Raw genomic sequence first — 24,511 nt, 5'->3', positions numbered from 1 at the left:
ATCTACCTCAGTTTCAGGGTTGCAAGGCCGACCAGCACCAGGATCACGGTGATGATCCAGAAGCGGACGATCACCCGTGGCTCTGGCCAGCCCTTGAGTTCAAAGTGGTGGTGGATCGGCGCCATGCGGAACACGCGCTTGCCGGTCAGCTTGAAGGAGGCAACCTGGATCACCACCGACAGGGTTTCCATGACGAACACGCCGCCCATGATGAACAGCACGATTTCCTGGCGGACGATCACGGCGATGGTGCCCAGCGCGGCGCCCAGCGCCAGCGCGCCGACGTCACCCATGAATACCTGCGCCGGGTAGGTGTTGAACCACAGGAAGCCCAGGCCGGCACCGATCAGCGCGCCGCAGAACACGATCAGCTCGCCCGAGCCCGGCACGTAGGGGATCAGCAGGTATTCGGCGAACTTCACGTTGCCCGACAGGTAGCAGAAGATGCCCAGGGCACCGCCGACCATCACCGTCGGCATGATCGCCAGGCCGTCGAGGCCGTCGGTGAGGTTGACCGCGTTGCTCGAACCGACAATGACGAAGTAGGTCAGCACGACGAAGCCGATGCCCAGCGGAATGGTGACATCCTTGATGAACGGCAGGATCAGCGTGGTTTCGACGCTGGTCGGCGCGGTCTTGTACAGGAAGATGGCTGCAGCCAGGCCGAACACCGACTGCCAGAAGTACTTCCAGCGGCTTGGCAGGCCACGCGAGTTCTTTTCGATCACCTTGCGGTAGTCATCGACCCAGCCGATGGCACCGAATGCCAGGGTAACGATCAGCACCACCCACACGTAGCGGTTGGTCAGGTCGGCCCACAGCAAGGTGCTGACGGCGATCGCGGACAGGATCAGCGCCCCACCCATGGTCGGGGTGCCGGACTTGGACAGGTGCGATTGCGGGCCGTCGTTACGCACGGCCTGGCCGATCTGGCGGATTTGCAGGGTACGGATCATCCACGGCCCCAGCCACAGCGCCAGGGACAACGCGGTCAGCACACCCAGAATCCCGCGCAGGGACAGGTACTGGAAGACCGCGAAGCCTTTGTGGAACTGTTGCAGATACTCGGCCAACAGCAGCAGCATTAATGTTTCTCCCCGCTGGCACCGCACAATGCCGCCACGACGTTTTCCATCGCAGCGCTGCGCGAGCCCTTGATCAAGATAGTGGTGTCGCTGGCATTCTCGGCGCCAACCGCGTCGATCAGCTCAGCTTGAGTAGCGAAATGGCGGCCATTGGCGCCGAACGCCTTGACCGCGTGTGTCATGTTGGAACCCACTGCGTACAGGGCGTCGACCTTGCCACGCGCGTAGTCACCCACCTGACGGTGGCCTTCTTCCGCCCATTGCCCCAGTTCGCCGATATCTCCAAGCACCAGGACGGTGCGTCCGGAAAAGCCGGCGAGTATATCAATGGCCGCGCACATGGAGGTGGGATTTGCGTTGTAACTGTCGTCGATCACGCGCACACCGTTCGGCGCGATCTGCGCCACGGTACGGCCCTTGACCGGCTGCACGGCAGCCAGGCCGGCGGCGATGCCGCTCAGGCTCAGACCAACGGCATGGGCAGCGGCGGCGGCGGCCAGGGCATTGCTGACGTTGTGCTCACCGAGCACATTGAGTTGCACGTCTACCACATCACCAGCGCCGTGCAGCTTGAACGACGGGCAACCACGGGCATCACGACCGATGTCCGTGGCATGGAAATCGGCCTTTGCATTGCTGCGGGCGAAGCTGAAGACCTTGTGCGCGCCGGCGCGTGCCTTCCAGATATCAAAGGCCTTGTCGTCCAGGTTGAGGATGGCGATACCGCCCTCGCCCAGGCCTTCGAGGATCTCGCCCTTGGCTTCGACGATCTTTTCCGGGCCGCCGAACTCGCCAACGTGGGCGGTACCAGCGTTGTTGATGATGACCACCTGGGGCCGGGTCAGGCCGACGGTGTAGCGGATCTCGCCAATGCGCGAGGCGCCCAGTTCGATTACCGCGGCACTGTGCTCGGGGGCGATCTCCAGCAGGGTCAGCGGCGCGCCGAGGTCGTTGTTCAGGTTGCCGCGGGTGGCGTGCACCAGGCCACGGGTGCGCAGGATGCTGGCGAGCATCTCCTTGACCGTGGTCTTGCCGCTGGAACCGGTGATGGCCACCACCGGCTTGTCGAAGGCAGCACGGTTCAGCGCGCCAAGCTGGCCGAGGGCCAGGCGGCAATCGGCGACCAGCAGCTGCGGCAGGTCGACATCGGCCACTTCACGCTCGACCAGGGCCGCGACAGCGCCCTTGGCCTTCACATCGGCCAGGTAGTCGTGGCCATCGAAGCGCGGGCCGGCCAGGGCGACGAACAGTTGCCCGGCGCCAACACTGCGGCTGTCGATGCTGACGCCGGTGAAGGTGGCGTCGGCACCGACTTGTTGACCACTCAGTGCTGTGGTCAGCTGGCTGAGTGACATCGGCTTAAGCATGTGGAGCCTCCCAGGCTGCAAGTGCCTTTTCGGCCTCGATCAAATCGGAGAAATCATGGCGCTCGCCATTGATCTCCTGGTAATCCTCGTGCCCCTTGCCGGCCAGCACGATCACATCGTCGGCAGCGGCAGTGGCGATCAGGTGTGCGATGGCTTCGCCACGACCGGCAACGAACTCGACCTCGGCAGGACTGGCGAAACCGGGACGGATGTCATCGAAAATGCGCAGCGGGTCTTCAGTACGCGGGTTGTCGTCGGTGACCAGCACTCGGTCGGCCAGGCGTTCGGCCACTTCGGCCATCAGCGGACGCTTGCCGCGGTCTCGGTCGCCGCCGCAGCCGAACAGGCACAGCAGCTTGCCGTGCGCGTGCGGGCGCAGGGCTTCGAGCACTTTCTCCAGGGCGTCCGGGGTGTGTGCGTAGTCGACCACCACCAGCGGCTTGTCGCCCCCGCCCAGGCGCTGCATGCGGCCGATCGGCCCCTGCAGCTGTGGGGTGACCTCGAGGATTTCGTCCAGCGCATAGTCCAGCGCCAACAGGGTCGCCACGGCGGCTAGCATGTTGCTCAGGTTGAAGCGGCCCAGCAACTGGCTGCGCAGGGTACGTTCGCCCTGGGCGGTGACCAGGGTGGCGCGCACGCCATCGTCATTGAACACGGCTTCGCGGCAGAACAGCGAGGCCTCCGGCTTCTCCAGGCTGTAGCTGAGCAACCGGGTCTCGATATGGTCGACACTCGGGCGGCGCGCAAAATCGGCGGCCAGGCGACGGCCGAAATCGTCATCCAGGTTGACCACCTGGCAGCGCAAGCTCGGCCAGGCGAACAGCTTGGCCTTGGCGGCCTCGTAGGCCTCCATGCTGCCGTGGTAGTCCAGGTGGTCGCGGGACAGGTTGGTCATGACCGCGATGTCGAATTCCAGCGCGGCGACCCGGCCCTGCTCCAGGGCGTGGGAGGAAACCTCCATGGCCACGGCCTTGGCGCCACCTTTCTTGAGATCGTTGAGGGTCGACTGCACGGCGATCGGGTCGGGCGTGGTCAGGCGGCCACTCTGCAGCTCACCATAGAAGCCGGTACCCAGGGTGCCGATCAGGCCGCAACGCTGGCCAAGCAAGTCCAGCGCCTGGGCCACCAGCTGGGTGACGCTGGTCTTGCCGTTGGTACCGGTCACACCCACCAGGTTCAGCTGGCGGCTCGGTTCGCCATAGAAGCGCCCTGCGATATCCGAAAGCTGGGCGATCAGGCCCTTGACCGGGATGAGCGGCGCGTCGGTGATTGGCAGGACGTTCGCGCCCTGCTCTTCATAGGCCACGGCGGCAGCGCCACGCGCCAGGGCATCGGCGATATGCTCGCGGCCATCGACCTTGGCGCCCGGCACGGCCAGGAACAGATCGCCCGGGCGCACATTGCGGCTGTCCAGGGTCAGTTCACGGATCAGCGGGTCACGGCTGGCGTGAGCGAAAAGCTTGCTCAATGGCATTGTCATCATCCACGCCCTCCCTTGGCGGTTGCTGCTGCATTGACTTGCGATTGTTCGACGGGTGCTGGCGGCGGCAGGTTGTCTGGCGGCACGTTCATCAGGCGCAGGGTGCCGGACATGACCTTGCTGAACACCGGCGCCGAAACCAGGCCGCCGAAGTAGCCGCCCTTGCCTGGTTCGTCGATGACCACGACGATGGCGTAGCGCGGGTCGCTCATCGGACCGAAGCCGGCGAACAGCGAGCGGTAGGCGTTTTCGGTGTAGCCCTTGGAGCCCACGGTGGCTTTACGCGCGGTACCGGACTTGCCGGCCACGTGGTAGAACGGCACCTGGGCGCGGAACACGCCGCGCGGTGCTTCAATCACCTGCTGCAGCATGCCCTGGACGGTTTCGGCGGTTTCCTTCGGAATGGCCTGCACGGCTTCCGGGGCCTTGTCGACCTTGAGGATCGACAGCGGCACCATCTTGCCGTCGTTGGCCAGCGCCGCGTAGGCATGCACCAGTTGCAGGGCGGTGACCGACACGCCATAGCCATAGGACAGGGTCGCGGTCTCTGCCTTGCGCCACTCGCGGTGGTTGGGCAGGTTGCCGACGCGCTCGCCGGGGAAGCCAAGGCCGGTGTACTGGCCCAGGCCGACCTGGGACATGACCCGGTAGATGGCCTCGCCGCCGATGTCGAAGGCGATCTTGCTCATGCCGACGTTACTGGAGTTGATCAGGATGCCGGTCAGGTCGAGGATCGGGCCCTCGCTCCTGGACACGTCCTTGATGGTGTAGCGGCCGATCTGCAGGCTGCCCGGGTACACCTCGACCTTGTCGGTCGGCTTCCAGCGGCCACTTTCCAGTGCCGCGCTCATGGAGATCGGCTTGACCGTGGAGCCCGGCTCGAACACGTCGATGATCGCGCGGTTACGCATGGCGGCCGGGAACATGCTGCGACGGTTGTTGGGGTTGTAGGTCGGCTGGTTGACCATCGCCAGGACCTCACCGGTCTTGACGTCCATGATCACCAGGCTGCCGGCCTTGGCGTCCTGTTCGGCAATGGCGTTGCGCAGCTCGCGGGTGGCCAGGTACTGCAGGCGCAGGTCTATCGACAACGCCAAGGTCTTCCCGGCCTTGGCGTTCTTGGTTACCTGGATGTCCTTGATCAGCCGGCCGCGCCGGTCCTTGATCACCTGCCGCTTGCCGGGTACGCCGGCCAGCCACTCGTCATAGGCCAGTTCCACCCCTTCGCGACCGTGGTCGTCGAGGTCGGTGAAGCCGACCATGTGCGCGGTGACATCACCGGCCGGGTAGAAGCGGCGGAATTCTTCCAGGCCGTACACACCCGGCACTTTCAGGTCGAGTACATGCTGGCCCTGCTCCGGGGTAAGGCCGCGGACCAGATAGATGAACTCTTTGCTGGCCTGCTGGGTCAGGCGCTCGGTCAGCTGCTGCGGGTTCTGCCCCAGCGCTGCCGCCAGCTGTGGCCAGCGGTCCTTGGAGGCCTGCATTTCCTTGGGGTTGGCCCACAGGGTGGTGACCGGGGTACTGACCGCCAGCGGTTCACCGTTGCGGTCGGTGATCAGGCCGCGGTGAGCCGGGATAGGGATGTGACGCAGGCTGCGCGCATCGCCCTGGCCCTTGAGGAAGTCACGGTCGACCACCTGCAGGTCGATGATGCGCCAGCAGATGGCACCGACCATCAGCGCCAGCAAGCCGATCACCACGCGGAAGCGCCATGGGTAGAGTGCGCCTTCGAGCTTCATCATGGCGCCACCATCCGCACTTCGTCAGCCGAAGGTACGCGCATCTTCAGTTGCTCGGAAGCCAGGTTTTCGATGCGGCTGGCGGCGGTCCAGGTGCTTTGCTCGAGGATCAGCCGGCCCCACTCGGCCTGGGCCTTGTCGCGTTCGTTCAACTCGCCGTACAGGGTGTTGAGCAACTGGCGGTTCCAGTGCGCGCTATAGGACACGGCGATGGCCGAAATCAGCACGGCAACGAACAGCAGAAGCATCAGGAAGCTTCCGCCTGGCAAGGGTTTGGCAAACAGCCTGCTCACCGCAGCTTCTCCGCCACCCGCATCACGGCGCTGCGCGCCCGCGGGTTGGCCTTGAGCTCGGCTTCGGAGGCGAACTGGGCCTTGCCGATGAGCTTGATTTTCGGCTCGAAGGCCTTGTGCTGAACCGGCAGGTTGCGTGGCAGGTTGTCGGCCTCGCCCTTGACCAGCTTGCGCATGAACAGCTTGACGATGCGGTCTTCCAGCGAGTGGAAACTGATGACTGCCAGGCGCCCGCCAACTTCCAGCGCTTCGAGCGCTGCCTCAAGACCGGTCTCTAGGTCGCCCAGCTCGTTGTTGACGTGAATGCGCAGGCCCTGGAAGGCACGGGTAGCCGGGTTCTTGCCCTTTTCCCAAGCCGGGTTGGCCACCTTGAGCACTTCCGCCAGGTCGGCGGTACGGGTGAACGGCTGCTTTTCGCGGCGCTCCACCACAGCACGCGCCATGCGCCCGGCAAAGCGCTCCTCGCCGTATTCCTTGAATACGCGGGCGATCTCTTCCACCGGCGCAGTGGCGATGAACTCGGCGGCGCTGATGCCCTGGTCCGGGTTCATGCGCATGTCCAGCGGGCCATCATTGAGGAAGCTGAAGCCACGCTCGGGGTCATCCAGCTGCGGCGAGGAAACGCCCAGGTCCAGCAATACGCCGCTGACCTTGCCATCCAGGCCGCGCTCGGCCACTTCCGCGCCCAGCTCGGCAAAGCTGCGCTGCACAATGACAAAGCGGCCGTCTTCGGCCGCCAGCGCTTGCCCCGTGGCAATCGCCTGTGGATCTTTGTCGAAACCCAGCAGCCGCCCTTGCGGCCCGAGCTTGCTGAGAATCAGCCGGCTGTGCCCGCCACGGCCGAAAGTGCCGTCCAGATAGCAACCGTCGGCGCGCAGGGCCAATGCCTCGACAGCTTCGTCGAGCAGGACGGTAATGTGGTTAAAGCCGCTATCTATGGTCACAGGATCAGGTCACGCAATTCGTCGGGCATGGCGCCCGGTTGTTGAATAGCTGCAAGGTCGGCTGCCGAAACCGCGTTCCAGGCATCTTCATCCCACAGCTGGAATTTGTTCAGTTGCCCCACCAGCATCGCCTTCTTGTCGAGCTTGGCGTACTCACGCAGACGGGGCGGTACCAGGAAACGCCCGCTGCCATCGAGCTCCAGGTCAACCGCATTACCGATCAGCAAACGCTGCAGGCGGCGGTTTTCCTCACGCAACGATGGCAAGGCACGCAACTTGGCTTCTATCTGTTCCCACTCATCGAGGGGATAAACACACAAGCAGGGGTCAACGGCGTCGATGGTCACGATCAGTTGACCATTGCAACGCGAATCGAGCTCGTCACGGTACCGGCTCGGCATGGCGAGACGGCCCTTGGCATCGAGGCTGACGGCGTTGGCTCCGCGGAACACGGCTGCGATTCCCCACAATGTTAGCTTTTTTGTGCCAGAAAACCCACTTCATCCCACTTTCTGCCACTTGCGCACACTATAGGAATCCGCCCGCAGCACCGTCAAGGCACGTTCGGAAGGAAAAGCCTTACAGGACCGAGATTTAGCGCAATAAAGGAATGCGGAAGGACTACCGAGGAGAAAAAAACACGAGAAAAATCAAACCCACGCAGGCGAATGGAGTTCGAAGTTAAAGTGATTTATTAAGAGTAAGATTTTTTCGGTATTACCAGAGGGCATCTGCTATCGAATAAAGCAGGGAGGGAAAGGTGGAGAGTCGATCTGTAAGCCGGGTTTTGTCGAGGACAGTCATTCCTCTACGACGGCCATCGCTGGACGCCTCTAGCAACCTACCCGGTTCCGACGCGGGCCACGCCTGATGGAACCCTATTTGGTCTTGCTCCGAGTGGGGTTTACCTAGCCACGAACTGTTGCCAGCCGTGCGGTGCGCTCTTACCGCACCTTTTCACCCTTACCGGCACCGAAGTGCTTAGGCGGTTATTTTCTGTGGCACTTTCCGTAGGCTCGCGCCTCCCAGGCGTTACCTGGCACTCTGCCCTATGGAGCCCGGACTTTCCTCCCCCTGCTGTTGCGGAACAAAAGCAGGCAGCGACTGTCCGATCGACTCTCCGCCGCCAAGATTAACGGCACGCGCGCCCGAGAACAAGCAATACCGACATCCATATCAATTTGCCACTACTCGGCTTTCTGCTTTTCCAGGGCCAGTTGATACAGCAGGTTCTTGCGCACCCCGGTAATTTCCGCGGCCAGCGCCGCCGCCCGCTTGAGTGGCAACTCGGCCAGCAGCAGGTCGAGCACCCGCTGCGCCTCGGCACTGATCGCCTGCTCGCCCTCCGGCGCACTCCAGCCACCGACCAGCACCACGCACTCACCGCGCTGCTGGTTGCTGTCGCCGGCAACGAACGCGCGCAGCTCGGCCAGGGGCAGGCCCTTGAGGGTCTCGAAGGTCTTGGTCAGCTCGCGCGCCAAAAGCGCCGGGCGCTCGCCACCGAACACCGCCTCCATGTCCTCGAGGCATTCCAGGATACGGTGCGGGGCCTCATAGAAGATCAGCGTGCGCGGCTCTTCCTTTACCTGCTCCAGGCGCGCCCGGCGCCCCGCTGCCTTGGCCGGCAGGAAGCCTTCGAAGATGAAGCGGTCCGAAGGCAGGCCGGCCGCCGACAGCGCGGCGATCAGAGCGCAGGCGCCCGGCACCGGCACCACGTTCACACCCGCAGCCCGCGCCTGGCGCACCAGGTGGTACCCCGGATCGGAAATCAGCGGCGTGCCGGCATCGGAGACCAACGCCACATTCTCACCCGCCAGCAGCTTGGTGAGAAAACGCCCGCCCTCGTCACGCTCGTTGTGCTCATGGCAGGCCGCCAGCGGCGTGTCGATGCCGAAGTGCTGCAGCAGGCGGATCGAATGACGGGTATCTTCCGCCGCGATCAGAGCCACGTCCGCCAGCACCTTCAGCGCCCGGGCGCTCATGTCGTCGAGGTTGCCGATGGGGGTTGCGACCACATACAGCGTCCCCACGGTGGATTTCGAAGCCCCTGCCACATCAGTCACTGCGCACACCTGTCGTTCGGATCAAAGGCGCCATTGTAGCCCGAGCGCCTGCAACAGGGCGCAAAGAACTTCGCCGACGACCGATGGCAGGCCTCCTATAGTGAAGGATCGACACGGCAACATCGCGCCCCGGCCAGCGCTTGGGTACAATTGCCGGCCAACTTGATCGAGTAACAGGACCTTTACATGATCGCTTGCCTGCGGCTGTTCACAGCCCTCTGCCTTGCTGCCTTGCTGGCAGCCTGCGCCAGCTCGCCCTCATCCAGCCTGGGCGAACTGCCACGCACCCCGGACGCCAGCATCGAGCAACTGCTCGAAAAGGCTGCTTCCAGCAAGTCCGCGGAAGACGCCGCCCTGCTGCGCCTGAGCGCAGCCGACCTGGCCTACAAGCAGAAGGATTTCCCACGCGCCGCACGCATCCTCGAGCAGGTGCCGCTGGACACGCTCAAGCCGGCCCAGCAAGTGTTCGCCAGCACCCTCGGTGCCGAGCTGGCCATGAGCCGCAACCAGCCCAAGGCTGCCCTGACCGCCCTGGCCCACCCGAGCCTGCAGCGCGTCGCCGAACTGCCGGAAGAACAGCAAGCGCGCACCTACAGCGTGCACGCGGCCGCCCTCGAAGCCGATGGCCTGGCCCTCGCCGCCGCGCAACAGCGCGTGCTGCTAACCCCGCTGCTCAGCGGCCAGGCCGCCAGCGCCAACAATGACGCCATCTGGGCCCTGGTCGCCTCGCTACCGGCAGAGCAACTGCAGCAGCCTGGCAACGACCAGACCCTGGCCGGCTGGACCAGCCTGGCCTTTGCGGTAAAAAGCGCCGGCACCCTGGAACAGCAGCAAGCGGCTATCGACGCCTGGGTCAAGCAGCACCCGGACCACCCGGCCGCCCAGCAACTGCCGCTGGCACTGACCAAGCTCAAGGAACTGGCCAGCCAGCCGCTGACCAAGATTGCCCTGCTGCTGCCTCAGGAAGGCCCGCTGGCCGGTGTTGCCCGCGCCCTGCGTGACGGCTTCATGGCTGCGCACTTCCAGGCCCAGCAAGCCGGCCAGCAGGCGCCAGCCGTGCAGGTATTCGACAGCTCGCGCATCGGTTCGCTCGACGACTTCTATCGCCAGGCCCAGGCCGCAGGCGTACAGCTGGTCATCGGCCCGTTGGAAAAACCGCTGGTCAAGCAACTGGCTGCCAAGCCACAACTGCCGATCACCACCCTGGCCCTGAACTACGCCGACGCCGGCCAGAAGGCGCCGCCGCAGCTGTTCCAGTTCGGCCTGGCTGCCGAAGACGAAGCCCGTGAAGTGGCCCGCCGCGCCCGCGCCGATGGCATGGTCCGCGCCGTGGCCCTGGTGCCGAGCGGCGAATGGGGCGACCGCGTGCTTGCCGCCTTCCGCCAGGACTGGGAAGGCAACGGTGGCACCCTGCTCGCCGCCGAGCGCATCGCCCAGCCGGTCGCACTGGCCCAGCAGATTGCCGACCTGTTCCAGCTACGCCAGAGCGAAGGCCGCGCCAAGAGCCTGCAGAGCACGGTAGGTGGCAGCATCGCCGCGCAGCCGTCGCGCCGCCAGGACATCGACTTCATCTTCCTCGCCTCGACCCCGCAACAGGCCCAGCAGATCAAGCCGACCCTGAACTTCCAGTACGCCGGTGACGTACCGGTCTACGCCACCTCGAACCTGTACAGTGCCAGTGGTGACGTCAACCAGTACAACGACATGAACGGCATCCGCTTCTGCGAAACCCCGTGGCTGCTCGATACCAGCAACAGCCTGCGCCAGCAGGTCGTGCAGCAGTGGCCGCAAGCCGCCGGCAGCCTGGGCCGCCTGTATGCCATGGGCGTCGACGCCTACAGCCTGGCGCCGCGCCTGGGCCAGCTGAAAGCGCTGCCGGACAACCGCGTACTGGGCCTTTCGGGCAGCCTGAGCATGAACGCCAACCAGCGTGTCGAGCGCCAGCTGCCTTGGGCCGAGTTCGTCGGCGGCCAGGTCCAGCGCCTGCCTGACACCGCTCGCTGATGGCAGCAGCGTCGCCCACCAGCGCCGGGCAGGCAGCGGAAACCCAGGCCCTTGAATACCTTCAAGGGCAGGGCCTGCAACTGCTGGCGCGCAACTGGCGATGCAAAGGCGGTGAGCTTGATCTGGTCATGCTCGACGCCGATACAGTAGTATTCGTCGAAGTCCGCTACCGGTTGCACGCGGGCTTCGGTGGCGCCCTCGGCAGTATCGACGGGCGCAAGCAGAAACGGTTGGTGCTCGCCGCCAGCCTGTTCCTGCAGAAGGAGCCCCACTGGGGCAACCACCCCTGCCGCTTCGACGTAGTCGCCCTGCAGGGCAGCCACCATGCAGGCAGACCGCTTCAATGGCTGAAAAACGCCTTCGAATGCTGAACCCACTCCGATTTTTTTGCTCTATGTTTCGCGGGCTGGTCGTTGTTGCGCGTAGCAAAGGCCACCGCCCCACTTAAGGTCACCAGATGGACATGCAATCCCGAATTCGCCGGCTGTTCCAGGCCAGCATCGATACCAAGCAACAGGCAATGGACATCCTGGCACCGCACATCGAGCAGGCCAGCCTGGTCATGGTCAATGCACTGCTCAACGAGGGCAAGATGCTCGCCTGCGGCAACGGCGGCTCGGCCGGCGATGCCCAGCACTTTTCCTCGGAGCTGCTCAACCGCTTCGAGCGCGAACGCCCGAGCCTGCCGGCCATCGCGCTGACCACCGACAGCTCGACCCTGACCTCGATCGCCAACGACTACAGCTACAACGAAGTCTTTTCCAAGCAGATCCGCGCGCTGGGCCAGCCCGGTGACGTTCTGCTGGCGATCTCCACCAGCGGCAACTCGGCCAACGTGATCCAGGCGATCCAGGCCGCACATGACCGCGAAATGATTGTCGTAGCATTGACGGGTCGCGATGGCGGCGGCATGGCTTCGTTGCTGCTGCCCGAAGACGTGGAAATCCGCGTACCTTCGACGGTTACCGCGCGCATCCAGGAAGTCCACCTGCTGGCGATCCACTGCCTGTGTGATCTGATCGACAGCCAACTGTTCGGGAGTGAAGAATGACCCCTATGCGCCTCCGCCTTATGGCCCTGACCCTGTGCCTGAGCGTCACTGGTTGCAGCTCGGTACTGACCTCTACCCGCAATTCGCCGATCGAGGACGATCGCGGCACGCGCACCATCGGCAGCAAGATCGACGATTCGCTGATCGAAACCAAGGCCTCGGTCAACATCGCCAAGGCCAGCCCTGACCTGGACAAAGGTTCGCACATCGTTGTCAGCAGCTACAACGGCATCGTCCTGCTGGCCGGCCAGACCCCGCGCGCCGACCTCAAGAGCCTTGCCGAGCAGACTGCCAGCCAGGTACAGCGGGTCAAGAAAGTGCACAACGAGCTGCAGGTGATGCAGCCCTCCTCCATCCTGGCGCGCAACAACGACGCCTGGCTGACCACCAAGATCAAGACCCAGATGCTGACCGACAATGCCGTGCCCAGCTCGCGCATCAAGGTGATTACCGAGAACGGCATCGTCTACCTGCTCGGCCTGGTGACCCAGCAGGAGGCCAACTCGGCCACTGCCGTGGTACAGGGCGTTTCGGGTGTGCAGAAGATCGTCAAACTGTTCGAGTACATCGACTGATTCACTGATTGTCTGCGCCGGCCTCTTCGCGGGTAAACCCGCTCCCACAGGGATCTCACAGCCTTCGAGGCTTGTTGTGTTCCTGTGGGAGCGGGTTTACCCGCGAAAAGGCCAGCACAGGCGACAACACTGCCCCACCTTTCAGAAATCCAGGAAACACCGCATGAAAAAGCTTCTGCTGCCTGCCCTGCTGTTCGGCACTTTCGCCACCCTGGCCGGCTGCTCCACACCAAGCCTGATCACCCTAAACGATGGTCGTGAAATCCAGGCCGTCGACGTACCGGAATTCGACCGCGACGCCGGCTTCTACGAGTTCCAGCAACTCGACGGCAAGCGTACCCGCATCAACAAGGACCAGGTACGCACCATCAGCGACCTGTAATTCAGGGCTGGTAAAGAAAAAGGCGATCCGGTTGGATCGCCTTTTTTATTACTTGACCACTTTCAGGCTTGGCCGGCCAGTCGGGCGTGGCGGCTGGCCACCACCTTCTGGTGGGCCATTGTCATCCGGCTGTACATCATCATCTTCCGGCTCATCGTCATCCATCACGGGCGGCTCCAGCTCGAAGACCATACCCTGGCCATTTTCGCGGGCATAGATACCCAGGATGGCGCCAACCGGCACGTACAGCGAGTGAGCCACGCCACCAAAGCGGCCCTCGAAGCTGACCGCGTCGTTGTCCATGTGCAGGCTGCGCACGGCACTTGGCGAGATGTTCAACACGATCTGGCCATCACTGGCGAAACCATCCGGCACCTGGACCTTCGGAAATTCGGCATTGACCAGCATATGGGGCGTGCAATCGTTGTCGACGATCCACTCGTACAGTGCTCGAACCAGATAGGGGCGACTGGAGTTCATCAACGGCTCCTTAAAGCTTGCGCATTTCACGTTCTACAGAGGACAGGCTCGCCTGGAAAGGCTCGCGGGCGAACTGCCGCTCCATGTAATCCAGCAGCGGCTTGGCTTGCCGCGGCAACTCGATACCCAACACCGGCAGACGCCAGAGTATGGGCAGTAGACAACAATCGACCAGGCTTTGCTCCTCACTCATGAAGCAGGCGAACTCGCCGAACAACGGCGAGACTCCGGTCAGGCTTTCACGCAACGCCTTGCGCGCTTCGGCTCGGGCAGCCTCGCTGCTGCGCGGGTCGAGCACGGTATCGGCCAGGGAGCACCAGTCGCGCTGGATGCGATGCATCAGCAAGCGGCTGTTGCCCCGCGCAACCGGGTACACCGGCATCAGCGGCGGATGCGGATAACGCTCCTCGAGGTATTCCATCACCACGGTCGATTCATACAGCGCCAGGTCACGGTCGACCAGGGTCGGCACGCTGCCGTAAGGGTTCACCTCGGCCAGCTTGGGCGGCAGGCGGCCGGGGTCGACATCGATGACCTGCACGCTGATACCCTTCTCGGCCAGCACGAGGCGTACCCGATGAGAATAGTGATCAGCGGGGTCGGAATAGCAGGCTAACCTGTTGGTTGCGCCCATGTAGCGCCTCCTCGCACGGGATGCTTGTGAAACTGTAAATGAAAACGCGCCCGTGGTGACCTGGCAGATCTGCCAGGCCACCACGGGCGCGTTCAACAACCAGAAACTACTGCGTGATCAGTGCACGTCCTTCCAGTATTCACGCTTGAGCAAGTAGGCGAATACGAAGAAGAAAGCCAGGTACAGCAACACGTAGGTACCGATGCGCTGGCTTTCCAGTTTGACCGGGTTGGCCGAATAGGCCAGGAAGGTCACCAGGTTCTTGACCTTCTCGTCGAACTGCTCGGTCGTCAGGGTACCGGAATTCGGCGTAATGGTCAGCTGGTCGCAGGCTTCATGGGTGATCGGGGCGCCGGTCAACGGGTCGAATTGCTTCTTGCCATCGGTCACGGTCTGCACCTGTTTGCAGCCGACGTACTGGTTGCCCTGCAGGCCAACCAGTACGTTGGGCATGCCGACGTTCGGGAACACCTTGTTGTTCACCCCATAAGGCCGCGACGGGTCCTCATAGAAGCTGCGCAGGTAGGTGTACAGCCAGTCGGTGCCACGCACCCGCGCCACCAGGGTCAGGTCTGGCGGTGCGGCGCCGAACCAGGTCTTGGCGTCACTGGGCTTCATGCCGATCTGCATGTGGTCACCGATCTTGGCACCGGTGAACACCAGCTTCTCGAGCATCAGCTCGTGGGGGATGCCAAGGTCATCGGCCACCCGCTCGTAACGCTGGAACTTGGCACTGTGGCAACCCATGCAATAGTTGGCAAAGGTACGCGCACCGTCCTGCATGGCGGCCTTGTCGCCCAGATCAATGTCGACCTTGTCCAGCTCCAGGCCCGTTTCGGCCGCGAAGGAAAAGGCAGGCATCACTGCCAGCAAAAATACTGCAATCAACTTTTTCATCAGCCAGTCACCCTTTCCGGAACCGGTTTGGTCTTCTCGAGCCTTGTGTAGAACGGCATCAGCAGGAAGTAGGCGAAGTACAACACCGTGCACACCTGCGACAGCAAGGTACGCCCAGGTGTCGGCGCCAGTACGCCCAGCACGCCGAGGATGACGAAGGCCACGCAGAACACCAGCAGGAAGAGCTTGCTGATCCAGCCCTTGTAGCGCATGGAGCGCACCGGGCTGCGGTCGAGCCAGGGCAGCACGAACAGCACGGCAATGGCCGCACCCATGGCGATGACGCCCATCAGTTTGTCAGGCACCGCACGCAGGATCGCGTAGAACGGCGTGAAGTACCACACAGGCGCAATGTGCTCGGGGGTCTTGAAGGCGTTCGCCTGCTCGAAGTTAGGTTTCTCCAGGAAGTAACCGCCCATTTCCGGGAAGAAGAACACCACGGCGCAGAACACGAACAGGAACACCACCACGCCGACAATGTCCTTGACGGTGTAGTACGGGTGGAACGGGATACCATCCAGCGGGATACCGTTCTCGTCCTTTTTCTTCTTGATGTCGACGCCATCGGGGTTGTTCGAACCCACTTCGTGAAGGGCGAGGATGTGCAGCACCACCAGGCCGAGAATCACGATCGGCAGGGCAACCACGTGCAGGGCGAAGAAGCGGTTCAGGGTGATACCCGAGATCAGGTAGTCACCGCGGATCCACTGGGTGAGGTCGCCACCGATTACCGGAATGGCACCGAACAGCGAGATGATCACCTGGGCACCCCAGTACGACATCTGGCCCCACGGCAGCAGGTAGCCCATGAAGGCTTCGGCCATCAGCGCCAGGTAGATCAGCATGCCGAACAGCCACACCAGTTCACGCGGCTTCTGGTAGGAGCCGTAGAGCAGGCCGCGGAACATGTGCAGGTAGACCACGATGAAGAACGCCGATGCACCGGTCGAGTGCAGGTAGCGCAGGATCCAGCCGTATTCCACGTCACGCATGATGTACTCGACCGAGGCGAACGCCTCTTCCGCCGAGGGCGTGAAGCTCATGGTCAGCCACACACCGGTGACGATCTGGTTGACCAGCACCAGCAGCGCCAGGGAGCCGAAGAAGTACAGGAAGTTGAAGTTCTTGGGCGCGTAATACTTGCTCAGGTGGTCTTCCCACATCTTGGTGGCGGGGAAGCGAGCATCAATCCAGTCCATGAACTTGCTCATCATGCGTTCTCCTGGTCAACGCCGATGACGACGATCTCGTCCGACTCGTAAGAGTGCGGTGGCACGGGCAGGTTGAGAGGTGCCGGCTGCGACTTGTAGACACGGCCGGCCAGGTCGTAGTGGGAGCCGTGGCACGGGCAGAAATAGCCACCGACCCATTTCGGGCCAAGGTCGGCGGGTGCGACTTCCGGACGGAAGGTGGGCGAGCAGCCCAGGTGTGTGCACAGGCCGACAAGGATGAGGATTTCCGGCTTGATCGAACGAACCTGCGGGTCGACGTAGGTGGGCTGTACCGAGGCCTTGGACTCGGGGTCAGCCAGGTCACCGACGACCTTTTTCAGGTTACCGAGGATCTCGTCCGTTCGCCGCACGATGAACACCGGCTGGCCACGCCACTCGGCCACCATCTGCTGCCCGGCCTCGACCTTGGCGATATTGACCTTCACCGGTGCACCCGCGGCTTTCGCCTTGGCACTGGGAAACCATGACCCCACGAACGGTACCGCAGCCCCCACTGCCCCCGCTGCCCCGACTACAGATGTCGCGGCTACGAGGAAGCGGCGCCGGCCTGCGTTGACGCCGTCATTGCTCATTCAGTCCTCTCCCATCAGCTTGCTTGGCCAGTTGGACCTGGCCTGTACTTAGGTAATGTCTGTGGCACTAAAAATTGGCCGCCATGGTAAGAAACAAATCCACACACTGACAAGGTGATTACCCGGGGAACGGGCTACAACCCTCGCTTTGCTTGATCTGCGTCTATGCGGCAAGTCGTCACCGACATGCTGACAGGTTAGTTCAAGACATAAAAAAAGCCCGGTTCCAAGGAACCGGGCTTTTTTCGACTGCCGAAGCGGTATTAACGCTTGGAGTACTGAGGACGCTTACGCGCTTTACGCAGACCCACTTTCTTACGCTCAACTTCACGAGCGTCGCGGGTGACGTAGCCAGCACGACGCAGAGCGCCACGCAGGGTTTCGTCGTATTCCATCAGAGCGCGGGTGATACCGTGACGGATCGCACCGGCTTGACCGCTGACACCACCACCGGAAACGGTGACGTAGATGTCGAACTTCTCGACGGTTTCGGTCAGCTCGAGCGGCTGACGAACAACCATGCGAGCGGTTTCGCGACCGAAGAACACGTCCAGAGAACGGTTGTTGATGGAAATGTTACCAGTACCCGGACGCAGGAATACGCGAGCGGTTGCGGTCTTGCGACGGCCAGTGCCGTAGTTTTGAGTCGCCGACATAATGAACTATCCCGTTAGATCTTCAGTTCTTGAGGCTGCTGAGCAGTGTGTGGGTGAGCAGCACCCGCGTACACTTTCAGCTTGCGGTACATGTCGCGACCCAGCGGGTTCTTCGGCAGCATGCCTTTGACCGCAGTTTCGATAACACGCTCGGGGGCCTTGGCGATCAACTTCTCGAAGTTGATTTCCTTGATACCGCCCGGGAAACCGGAGTGGGAGTAGTACATCTTGTCGGAAGACTTGGCACCAGTCACACGAACCTGCTCGGCGTTGATGACGACGATGTAGTCGCCGGTGTCAACGTGAGGGGTGTATTCTGGTTTGTGTTTGCCACGCAGACGGCTAGCGATTTCGGTAGCCAGACGACCCAGGGTCTGGCCAGCGGCGTCGACTACGAACCACTCGCGCTTTACTGTTTCCGGTTTAGCAGTAAAAGTTTTCATTCTCTAAAGCCTCAGAGGCCGCCCAGCGAAAAATAGACGGCGAATCTTACTGGATAGTGCACAGCTTGCCAAGGGCAAGCGCGCAGCCGAACGCTGACGCTTTTGGGGGCTCGGGTCAGGCACGCCAATGTTCGACGGGGTTCTTCCTGCGTGGTGGTGCATCACTTCCGCCACACGGAGAGGGGCCGAATTATCCAGATTGCGCGAAAAATTTCAACCTGCTTTGATGGGCTTCTTTGTCAAGGAGTGTCTACCCGATGGAATACCGCCAGCTCGGCCGTACCGACCTCAATGTCAGCGCCCTGTGCCTGGGCACCATGACCTGGGGCGAGCAGAACGTCCAGGCCGAGGCCTTCGAGCAGATTGCCCGGGCCAAGGCCGCCGGTGTCAACTTCATCGACACCGCCGAGATGTACCCGGTGCCGCCCCGCCCCGAAACCTACGCCGCCACCGAGCGCATCATCGGCAACTGGTTCCGCGCCAATGGCGATCGCGATGACTGGGTGCTGGCCAGCAAGGTCGCCGGCCCCGGCAACGGCATCAGCCACATCCGCGACGGCCAGCTCAAGCACAACCGCCAGCACATCGTCGCCGCGCTGGAAGAGAGCCTCAAGCGCCTGCAGACCGACCGCATCGACCTGTACCAGCTGCACTGGCCCGAGCGCAGCACCAACTTCTTCGGCAAGCTGGGCTACCAGCACCTGCCACAGGACCACTTCACCCCGCTGGAAGAAACCCTCGAAGTGCTCGACGAGCAGGTGCGCGCGGGCAAGATCCGCCACGTCGGCCTGTCCAACGAAACGCCGTGGGGCACCATGAAGTTCCTGCAACTGGCCGAAAGCCGCGGCTGGCCGCGAGCGGTGTCGATCCAGAACCCGTACAACCTGCTCAACCGCAGCTTCGAGGTGGGCCTGGCGGAAGTGGCCATCCGCGAGCAGTGCGGCCTGCTGGCCTATTCGCCGCTGGCGTTCGGCATGCTTTCCGGCAAATACGAGAACGGCGCACGCCCGCAAAACGCACGCCTGACCCTGTTCAGCCGCTTTGCCCGCTACTCCAACCCACAGACCGTGGCGGCCTGCAGCCGCTATGTGCAGCTGGCCCGCGAGCACGGCCTGGACCCGGCGCAGATGGCCCTGGCATTCGTCACCCGGCAGCCGTTCGTGACCAGCAACATCATTGGCGCGACCAGCCTCGAGCAGCTGGACAGCAACCTTGCCAGCCTCGAGCTGAGCCTGAGTGATGAACTGCTGGCGGCGATCGAGGCGATTCACCAGGAGCAACCGAACCCGGCGCCTTGAGCCGAGAGGGGCCGCTTCGCGACCCAATCGCCGGCAAGCCAGCTCCCACAAGGTCCGGCGCGAGCCTGAGGCCTGTGGAGTACCTGTGGGAGCTGGCTTGCCGGCGATTGGGCTGCAAAGCAGCCCCTGCTTCACGGGCTAGACACAATCGCCAAAAAATAAGACGATCCAGCCGGTGATTGACCACTCTACCCTATAAGAACAATGACAATGATGTTTACCCAACCCTCCGCGTCGCTGCGGCGCGTCAGCATCCTGGCCATTGACAAGGTGTTCGCTTCGACCTTGATGCAGGCCAAGGATTTCTTCCACCTCGCCAGCTTGCGCTACAGCAAGCAGCTGGGCCTGGGCCTTCAGCCCATGTTCGAGATCCGCCTGGTGAGCCCGGACGGCCAGCCCGTGGACAGCTTCAGCAATGTGCAGCTGCCGGTCGAAGGCGGCCTGGACGACGCCGATGTGATCATCCTCCCGGCCTTCTGGGACGACTTCGACAACCTGCTGCAACGTTATCCACAGGTGCTGCCGTGGCTACGTGAACAGCATGCCCGTGGCGCTGTGCTGTGCGCCGAGGCCAGTGGCGTGTTCTGGCTGGCCGAGTCCGGCCTGCTCGACGGCAAGGAAGCGACCACCTACTGGCGCTTCTTCAACAGCTTTGCCGAACGCTTCCCGAAGATCCGGCTGAACCAGGACAAGCACCTGACCGACGCCGACAACCTGTACTGCGCCGGCGGCACCACCTCGGCCTGCGACCTGTACATCTACCTGATCGAACGCTTCTGTGGCGCCAACGTGGCCCGCGCCGTGTCCCGCGACATCCTCTACGAAGTGCAGCGCAACTACACCCCCGGGCGCATGGGCTTTGGCGGGCAGAAGCTGCACCAGGACCTGATCATCCTGCAGATCCAGCACTGGCTGGAAGAACACTTCGCCGACAAGTTCCGCTTCGAGGACGTGGCTCGCAACCACGGCATGAGCATTCGCAATTTCATGCGCCGCTTCCAGGGCGCGACGGGTGACAAGCCGCTGCACTACCTGCAACGGCTACGGATCGAGACGGCCAAGGGGTTGTTGTCGAGTACGCGCAAGAGCATCAAGACCATCAGCTATGAGGTCGGATATGACGATGCCAGTTTCTTTGCGCGGCTGTTCCGTCAGCACACCGAGTTGTCGCCGAACCAGTATCGGCAACAGTTCATGCAGGAGGCTTGAGGCCAATGGGGCTGCCTTGCAGCCCATCGCGACACAAGGCCGCTCCTACAGGGCATCGCATAATCCTGTAGGAGCGGCCTTGTGTCGCGAAAGGGCCGCAAAGCGGCCCCGGATTCTCAGGGCTTGTGCGCCCGCGCCAGAAACTCGTGCGACTGCATCTCCAGCAAGCGGCTCAGGGTACGCTGGAACTCGAAGGCCAAGCGCCCACCGGTATACAGGTCCTTCAGCTCCACCTCGGCCGAGATGATCAGCTTGACGTTGCGGTCGTAGAACTCGTCCACCATGTTGATGAAGCGGCGGGCGATGTCGTCGGTGGTGACACCCATCTGCTCCACGTTGCTCAACAGCACGGCATGGAAGATCTTGCCCAGTTCGATGTAGTCGTTCTGGCTGCGGGGGCCGTCGCACAGGGCGCGGAAGTCGAACCAGGCCACGTCGTCACAGGTAAGCAGGGCATTGATCGGGCGATTCTCGATCATCAGCACGTCGTTCTCGACCGCCTGGGTGCATTCAGGGGTCAGCGCCTTGAAGCTGGCGCGCAGGCTCTGGTGCGCCGCCTCATCGAGCGGGTAGTGGTACAGCTCGGCCTGCTCCAGGTGACGCAGGCGGTAGTCGACCCCGCTGTCGACGTTCACCACCTCGGTGTACTGCTTGATCATGGCGATGGCGGGCAGGAAGCGCGCGCGCTGCAGGCCGTCCTTGTACAGGCCGTCCGGCACGATGTTGGAAGTAGCCACCAGCGATACGCCGTTCTTGAACAACTCTTCCATCAGGGTGCCGAGGATCATCGCGTCGGTAATGTCCGATACGAAGAACTCGTCGAAACAGATGACCTTGGCTTCTTCGCTGAAGCGCTTGGCAATGATGGTCAGCGGGTTCTTCTCGCCCTTGAGGGTTTTCATTTCCTCGTGCACACGCTTCATGAAGCGGTGGAAGTGCGTGCGCATCTTCTGCTTGAACGGCAGCGCCTCGAAGAAGGTATCGACCAGGTAGGTCTTGCCGCGCCCTACCCCACCCCAGAAGTACAGGCCCTTGACCGGGGTCTGCTCCTTCTTGCCGAACAGCTTGCCGAACACGCCCGGCTTGTTGTTCTGCGCGTGCACCAGGTCGTCGTACAGGCGCTGCAGGTGACGCACCGCAGTTTCCTGCGCCGCGTCATGGAAGAAGTCGGGACGTTTCAGATCTGCTTGATATCGTTCTAGGGGCGTCATGATTCGTTAGCGAGGCAACAAAAAACGGGCCGTCACTGTAGCGACAGGCCCGCTTAATGGCAATGCGACTTGCGTCAATATGCCTCATCCAGACCAACTAAGTGCTGGATGGCACCGGCTTTGCCGGTGTTCGCGGGTAAACCCGCTCCTACAGGCGAAATGCCTCAGTCCGGTTGAGGCGCAAGCGCTGCACGCAGGCTTTCAATGGCCGAATCACGGGCTTCGGCGCTGTCGAACTGCGGCCCGTCGGCAACCTGTTCGCCGTTCAGCCACAGGCCGAAGCCCAGGCCTTCGACGCGCACATCCGCCTCGCCACCTTGCTGCAGCTGCTTGCTCACGGCGCCGGCGCTCTTGCCGTCGGCGAAGCTGCGCGACAGCAGCAGTTGTTCGCCGTCAGCGGCCAGCAGGCGGAAGCGGAAGCTGCCGTCTTCATCGCGGAAGCTGACGAAACGCGCGCTCTTGGCGGCCTTCTTCTTCACTTCGGTGCTGGCCTGCACGCTGCTGCGGAACGAACGCAGGCCAACGGCCTCGCGCAGTTGCTCGAGGAATGGCGTGGCGATCTTGCGAGCCTTGGCGGCACCGGCCAGCAGGATGTCTTCCAGGTCCGCCGGGCGGGCGATCAGCTGGTGGTAGTACTCGCGCTTCTCGGCCAACTGGCCGTCCAGCAGCTGGAACAGGCGCTGCTTGGCCTCGCCCCAGCCCAGGCCCTGCAGCAGTTCTTCGCGGAACTCGGCGCACTGCGCCGGCGTCGAGAAGGCCTGGAACAGGGTGAACAGGTGAGCATTGTCCGGGTCTTTCGCTTCGCCAGGCGCACGCGAGTCGGTGACGATGCGCGAGATGGCGTCTTTCATCTCCTTGGCACTGGTGAACAGCGGGATGGTGTTGTCGTAGCTCTTGGACATCTTGCGCCCGTCCAGGCCCGGCAAGGTCGCCACGCTCTCCTCGATCACCGCTTCCGGCAGGGCGAAGAAGTCCTTGCCCTGGCCGAACAGGTGGTTGAAGCGTTGGCCGATGTCGCGGGCCATTTCCACGTGCTGGATCTGGTCACGGCCGACCGGCACCTTGTTGGCGTTGAACATCAGGATGTCCGCGGCCATCAGCACCGGGTAGCTGTACAGGCCCATGGTCACGCCGGCATCCGGGTCTTCGCCGTTTTCCAGGTTCTTGTCCACCGAGGCCTTGTAGGCGTGCGCGCGGTTGAGCAGGCCCTTGGCGCTGACGCAGGTCAGCAGCCAGGTCAGCTCGGGGATTTCCGGGATATCGGACTGGCGGTAGAAAGTCACCTTGTCCGGGTCGAGGCCACCGGCCAGCCAGGTGGCGGCGATTTCCAGGCGCGAACGCTGGATGCGCAGCGGGTCGTCGCACTTGATCAGGGCGTGGTAGTCGGCCAGGAAGTAGAACGAGTCGACACCGGGCTGCTGGCTGGCACGGATCGCCGGGCGGATGGCGCCGGCGTAGTTGCCCAGGTGCGGAGTGCCGGTGGTGGTGATACCGGTAAGAATGCGCGTGGTCATGGGTGTTCGCTTATTCAGGCTTGGCTCAGTTCGAAAGGCGCGGCAGCAGCAGATCCTTCAGATCGGTCAGCTTGCCATGGAAGAAGTGTCCGCATTCTGCCACTTTCAGCAGCTCATGGGGGCGCGACAGGCTGTCGGACCATTCGTAAACCAGCTGCGGCGCGACGACTTCGTCGGCGTCCGGCTGCACCACGGTGATCGGGCAGCGCTGCGGCAGCGGGAAATCCGCCGTCAGGCGCATGACCGCCGGGGCGATCATGAACAGCTGCTGCAGCTCTACTCCAGTGGCCTCCAGGCGGCCGGCCAGGCTGGTGGCGACGAAGCCACCGAACGAGAAGCCCATCAGCACCAGCGGCAGGCCCAGATGCTTCTCGCGCAGCCAGGCCGCAGCGGCCTCGGCATCGGCTACCTCGCCAGCGCCCATGTCATGGGTGCCGGCGCTCTGACCGACGCCACGGTAGTTGAACCGCAAGGTCACGTAGCCGGCATCACGGGCGGTGCGTTGCAGGGTCGAGACCACCTTGTTGAGCATGGTGCCACCCTGGACCGGGTTGGGGTGGCAGATCAGCACCGCGCCACGTGCATTGGCCACGTCCAGGTACAAGGCTTCCAGCTGGCCGCTGGGGCCATCGATGAACAAGGGGGTTTCGCGGACAAGCAAGGCACTACTCCGTGACCTCGGGAGGGGTCGATTCGTCTAGGTGAGGAATTCTGTTCTGATTTGCGATCGCTCGCGGTATACAGCGCAGGTCTGAGCCGTTAACGTAAAGCAAAGCCGTTTATAGAGGAAGGACTCGTGGAACTCTCGCTCCTTGTTTGGTTGTTGCCGACCCTGGCCCTGGTCATCGGCGTGGTGGTTGGTTTCGTCGTCGCTCGCCTGCTGCCCAATGCCGCGCCGAGCAGCACCCAGCGTCAGCTGGATGACATCCAGAAGCGTTTCGACAGCTACCAGAACGAAGTGGTCACCCACTTCAACAGCACCGCCGTGCTGGTCAAGAAACTGACCCAGAGCTATCAGGACGTCCAGGATCACCTGGCCGACGGCGCCAATACCCTGGCCCTCGACGACGTGACCCGTCAGCGCCTGCTGGCCGCCCTGCATTCCGAAGGCAGCCAGGGCCCACGTGACCGCCTGACCCCGCCGAAGGACACTGCCGAAGTACCGCGCGACTACGCGCCGAAAGCGCCGAACTCGCCGGGCATGCTCGACGAGAGCTACGGGCTCAAGCGCTGATCTGCCGAACATGAAAAAGGCCTCGCAAGAGGCCTTTTTTGTGGGCTGGATTCACTGGCCTCTTCGCGGGCTCGCCCGCTCCCACAGGTACACCACAGCATTTGAAATTTGTGGAATACCTGTGGGAGCGGGCATGCCCGCGAAG

The 24,511-nt window shown here is 62.9% G+C and carries 26 protein-coding genes and 1 other RNA gene; 8 read left to right on the top strand and 19 right to left on the bottom strand.

Features of this window, described 5'->3' with window-relative positions; translation table 11 throughout:
• Positions 1–2 precede the first annotated feature (2 nt).
• The 9 genes from mraY to rsmI all read right to left on the bottom strand — a co-directional run bounded on the left by mraY (position 3) and on the right by rsmI (position 8,974).
• On the bottom strand, positions 3–1,085 hold the full coding sequence (gene mraY, locus CAG22_RS13480; RefSeq protein ID WP_025340548.1) for a phospho-N-acetylmuramoyl-pentapeptide-transferase: 1,083 nt from the start codon (positions 1,083–1,085) through the stop codon (positions 3–5).
• Positions 1,085–2,452: a UDP-N-acetylmuramoyl-tripeptide--D-alanyl-D-alanine ligase gene (gene murF, locus CAG22_RS13475; RefSeq protein WP_085592136.1), complete on the bottom strand. Its 1,368-nt coding sequence runs from the start codon at positions 2,450–2,452 to the stop codon at positions 1,085–1,087. The genes mraY and murF overlap by 1 nt, the downstream gene beginning before the upstream one ends.
• Complete coding sequence (locus CAG22_RS13470) at positions 2,445–3,932, bottom strand: UDP-N-acetylmuramoyl-L-alanyl-D-glutamate--2,6-diaminopimelate ligase (protein WP_085705613.1); 1,488 nt, start codon at positions 3,930–3,932, stop codon at positions 2,445–2,447. The genes murF and CAG22_RS13470 overlap by 8 nt, the downstream gene beginning before the upstream one ends.
• A complete protein-coding gene (locus CAG22_RS13465) occupies positions 3,932–5,674 on the bottom strand; it encodes a penicillin-binding protein 2 (RefSeq protein ID WP_162276789.1) in 1,743 nt (580 codons plus the stop codon). Before CAG22_RS13465 ends, CAG22_RS13470 begins: the two co-directional genes overlap by 1 nt.
• Positions 5,674–5,967, bottom strand: coding sequence for a cell division protein FtsL (ftsL, locus tag CAG22_RS13460; protein WP_025340552.1), 294 nt, complete (start codon positions 5,965–5,967; stop codon positions 5,674–5,676). Before ftsL ends, CAG22_RS13465 begins: the two co-directional genes overlap by 1 nt.
• Positions 5,964–6,911 (bottom strand): 16S rRNA (cytosine(1402)-N(4))-methyltransferase RsmH, encoded by a 948-nt coding sequence (gene rsmH, locus CAG22_RS13455; RefSeq protein WP_025340553.1) that lies wholly within the window; start codon positions 6,909–6,911, stop codon positions 5,964–5,966. The genes ftsL and rsmH overlap by 4 nt, the downstream gene beginning before the upstream one ends.
• Positions 6,908–7,363, bottom strand: a complete 456-nt coding sequence (mraZ, locus tag CAG22_RS13450; RefSeq protein WP_004575120.1) for a division/cell wall cluster transcriptional repressor MraZ — start codon at positions 7,361–7,363, stop codon at positions 6,908–6,910. The genes rsmH and mraZ overlap by 4 nt, the downstream gene beginning before the upstream one ends.
• Before the next feature lie 308 nt (positions 7,364–7,671).
• An RNA gene (rnpB, locus tag CAG22_RS13445) (RNase P RNA component class A) lies at positions 7,672–8,031 on the bottom strand.
• 67 nt (positions 8,032–8,098) lie between these two features.
• Positions 8,099–8,974: a 16S rRNA (cytidine(1402)-2'-O)-methyltransferase gene (rsmI, locus tag CAG22_RS13440; RefSeq protein WP_043935900.1), complete on the bottom strand. Its 876-nt coding sequence runs from the start codon at positions 8,972–8,974 to the stop codon at positions 8,099–8,101.
• Between the two features lie 186 nt (positions 8,975–9,160).
• Here rsmI and CAG22_RS13435 point away from each other — a divergent pair, with 186 nt between their 5' ends.
• The 5 genes from CAG22_RS13435 to CAG22_RS13415 all read left to right on the top strand — a co-directional run bounded on the left by CAG22_RS13435 (position 9,161) and on the right by CAG22_RS13415 (position 12,986).
• Positions 9,161–10,978: a penicillin-binding protein activator gene (locus tag CAG22_RS13435; protein WP_085705599.1), complete on the top strand. Its 1,818-nt coding sequence runs from the start codon at positions 9,161–9,163 to the stop codon at positions 10,976–10,978.
• Complete coding sequence (locus CAG22_RS13430; protein ID WP_013974121.1) at positions 10,978–11,349, top strand: YraN family protein; 372 nt, start codon at positions 10,978–10,980, stop codon at positions 11,347–11,349. Before CAG22_RS13435 ends, CAG22_RS13430 begins: the two co-directional genes overlap by 1 nt.
• 86 nt (positions 11,350–11,435) lie before the next feature.
• On the top strand, positions 11,436–12,029 hold the full coding sequence (locus tag CAG22_RS13425) for a phosphoheptose isomerase (RefSeq protein WP_012274070.1): 594 nt from the start codon (positions 11,436–11,438) through the stop codon (positions 12,027–12,029).
• Positions 12,026–12,604 carry a BON domain-containing protein gene (locus CAG22_RS13420; protein WP_085705598.1) on the top strand — a complete coding sequence of 193 codons (579 nt, stop codon included), beginning with the start codon at positions 12,026–12,028 and terminating at the stop codon, positions 12,602–12,604. Before CAG22_RS13425 ends, CAG22_RS13420 begins: the two co-directional genes overlap by 4 nt.
• A gap of 163 nt (positions 12,605–12,767) precedes the next feature.
• Positions 12,768–12,986: a YgdI/YgdR family lipoprotein gene (locus CAG22_RS13415; RefSeq protein ID WP_025340556.1), complete on the top strand. Its 219-nt coding sequence runs from the start codon at positions 12,768–12,770 to the stop codon at positions 12,984–12,986.
• A 48-nt stretch (positions 12,987–13,034) separates the two neighbouring features.
• Here the strand turns inward: CAG22_RS13415 and CAG22_RS13410 are convergent, their stop codons facing one another.
• From CAG22_RS13410 to rplM, 7 genes are all read right to left on the bottom strand, one after another.
• Positions 13,035–13,466: a ClpXP protease specificity-enhancing factor gene (locus tag CAG22_RS13410; protein ID WP_025340557.1), complete on the bottom strand. Its 432-nt coding sequence runs from the start codon at positions 13,464–13,466 to the stop codon at positions 13,035–13,037.
• A 10-nt stretch (positions 13,467–13,476) separates the two neighbouring features.
• Positions 13,477–14,100, bottom strand: coding sequence for a glutathione S-transferase N-terminal domain-containing protein (locus CAG22_RS13405; RefSeq protein WP_085692180.1), 624 nt, complete (start codon positions 14,098–14,100; stop codon positions 13,477–13,479).
• Between the two features lie 117 nt (positions 14,101–14,217).
• The gene (locus CAG22_RS13400; protein ID WP_085614300.1) at positions 14,218–14,997 is read right to left on the bottom strand and encodes a cytochrome c1; all 780 of its coding nucleotides are present in this window, start codon (positions 14,995–14,997) and stop codon (positions 14,218–14,220) included.
• Positions 14,997–16,208, bottom strand: coding sequence for a cytochrome bc complex cytochrome b subunit (locus CAG22_RS13395; RefSeq protein ID WP_025340560.1), 1,212 nt, complete (start codon positions 16,206–16,208; stop codon positions 14,997–14,999). Before CAG22_RS13395 ends, CAG22_RS13400 begins: the two co-directional genes overlap by 1 nt.
• Complete coding sequence (gene petA / locus CAG22_RS13390; RefSeq protein WP_015271723.1) at positions 16,208–16,801, bottom strand: ubiquinol-cytochrome c reductase iron-sulfur subunit; 594 nt, start codon at positions 16,799–16,801, stop codon at positions 16,208–16,210. The genes CAG22_RS13395 and petA overlap by 1 nt, the downstream gene beginning before the upstream one ends.
• 263 nt (positions 16,802–17,064) lie before the next feature.
• Positions 17,065–17,457, bottom strand: coding sequence for a 30S ribosomal protein S9 (rpsI, locus tag CAG22_RS13385; protein ID WP_003260797.1), 393 nt, complete (start codon positions 17,455–17,457; stop codon positions 17,065–17,067).
• 14 nt (positions 17,458–17,471) lie between these two features.
• On the bottom strand, positions 17,472–17,900 hold the full coding sequence (gene rplM / locus CAG22_RS13380) for a 50S ribosomal protein L13 (RefSeq protein ID WP_003260798.1): 429 nt from the start codon (positions 17,898–17,900) through the stop codon (positions 17,472–17,474).
• A gap of 257 nt (positions 17,901–18,157) precedes the next feature.
• Here rplM and CAG22_RS13375 point away from each other — a divergent pair, with 257 nt between their 5' ends.
• Both CAG22_RS13375 and CAG22_RS13370 read left to right on the top strand, forming a co-directional pair.
• Positions 18,158–19,198, top strand: coding sequence for an NADP(H)-dependent aldo-keto reductase (locus tag CAG22_RS13375; RefSeq protein ID WP_085705597.1), 1,041 nt, complete (start codon positions 18,158–18,160; stop codon positions 19,196–19,198).
• A 288-nt stretch (positions 19,199–19,486) separates the two neighbouring features.
• Positions 19,487–20,407 carry a GlxA family transcriptional regulator gene (locus CAG22_RS13370; protein ID WP_075047039.1) on the top strand — a complete coding sequence of 307 codons (921 nt, stop codon included), beginning with the start codon at positions 19,487–19,489 and terminating at the stop codon, positions 20,405–20,407.
• Positions 20,408–20,523: 116 nt separating this feature from the next.
• Here CAG22_RS13370 and zapE read toward each other — a convergent pair whose 3' ends face one another.
• The 3 genes from zapE to CAG22_RS13355 form a co-directional block, all read right to left on the bottom strand.
• Positions 20,524–21,618 (bottom strand): cell division protein ZapE, encoded by a 1,095-nt coding sequence (gene zapE / locus CAG22_RS13365; protein WP_025340562.1) that lies wholly within the window; start codon positions 21,616–21,618, stop codon positions 20,524–20,526.
• A 164-nt stretch (positions 21,619–21,782) separates the two neighbouring features.
• Positions 21,783–23,132: a tryptophan--tRNA ligase gene (locus CAG22_RS13360; RefSeq protein ID WP_025340563.1), complete on the bottom strand. Its 1,350-nt coding sequence runs from the start codon at positions 23,130–23,132 to the stop codon at positions 21,783–21,785.
• 25 nt (positions 23,133–23,157) lie between these two features.
• On the bottom strand, positions 23,158–23,793 hold the full coding sequence (locus tag CAG22_RS13355; protein WP_023662821.1) for an alpha/beta hydrolase: 636 nt from the start codon (positions 23,791–23,793) through the stop codon (positions 23,158–23,160).
• 135 nt (positions 23,794–23,928) lie between these two features.
• Between CAG22_RS13355 and CAG22_RS13350 the strand changes: the two genes are divergently transcribed.
• A complete protein-coding gene (locus CAG22_RS13350; RefSeq protein ID WP_025340565.1) occupies positions 23,929–24,366 on the top strand; it encodes a YhcB family protein in 438 nt (145 codons plus the stop codon).
• Positions 24,367–24,511 lie beyond the last annotated feature (145 nt).

The organism is Pseudomonas sp. B8(2017), assembly GCF_002113575.1.
Lineage (GTDB): Bacteria > Pseudomonadota > Gammaproteobacteria > Pseudomonadales > Pseudomonadaceae > Aquipseudomonas > Aquipseudomonas putida_Z.
The sequence above is the reverse complement of the archived record's forward strand: the minus strand, read 5'-3'. Positions and strand labels throughout refer to the sequence as shown.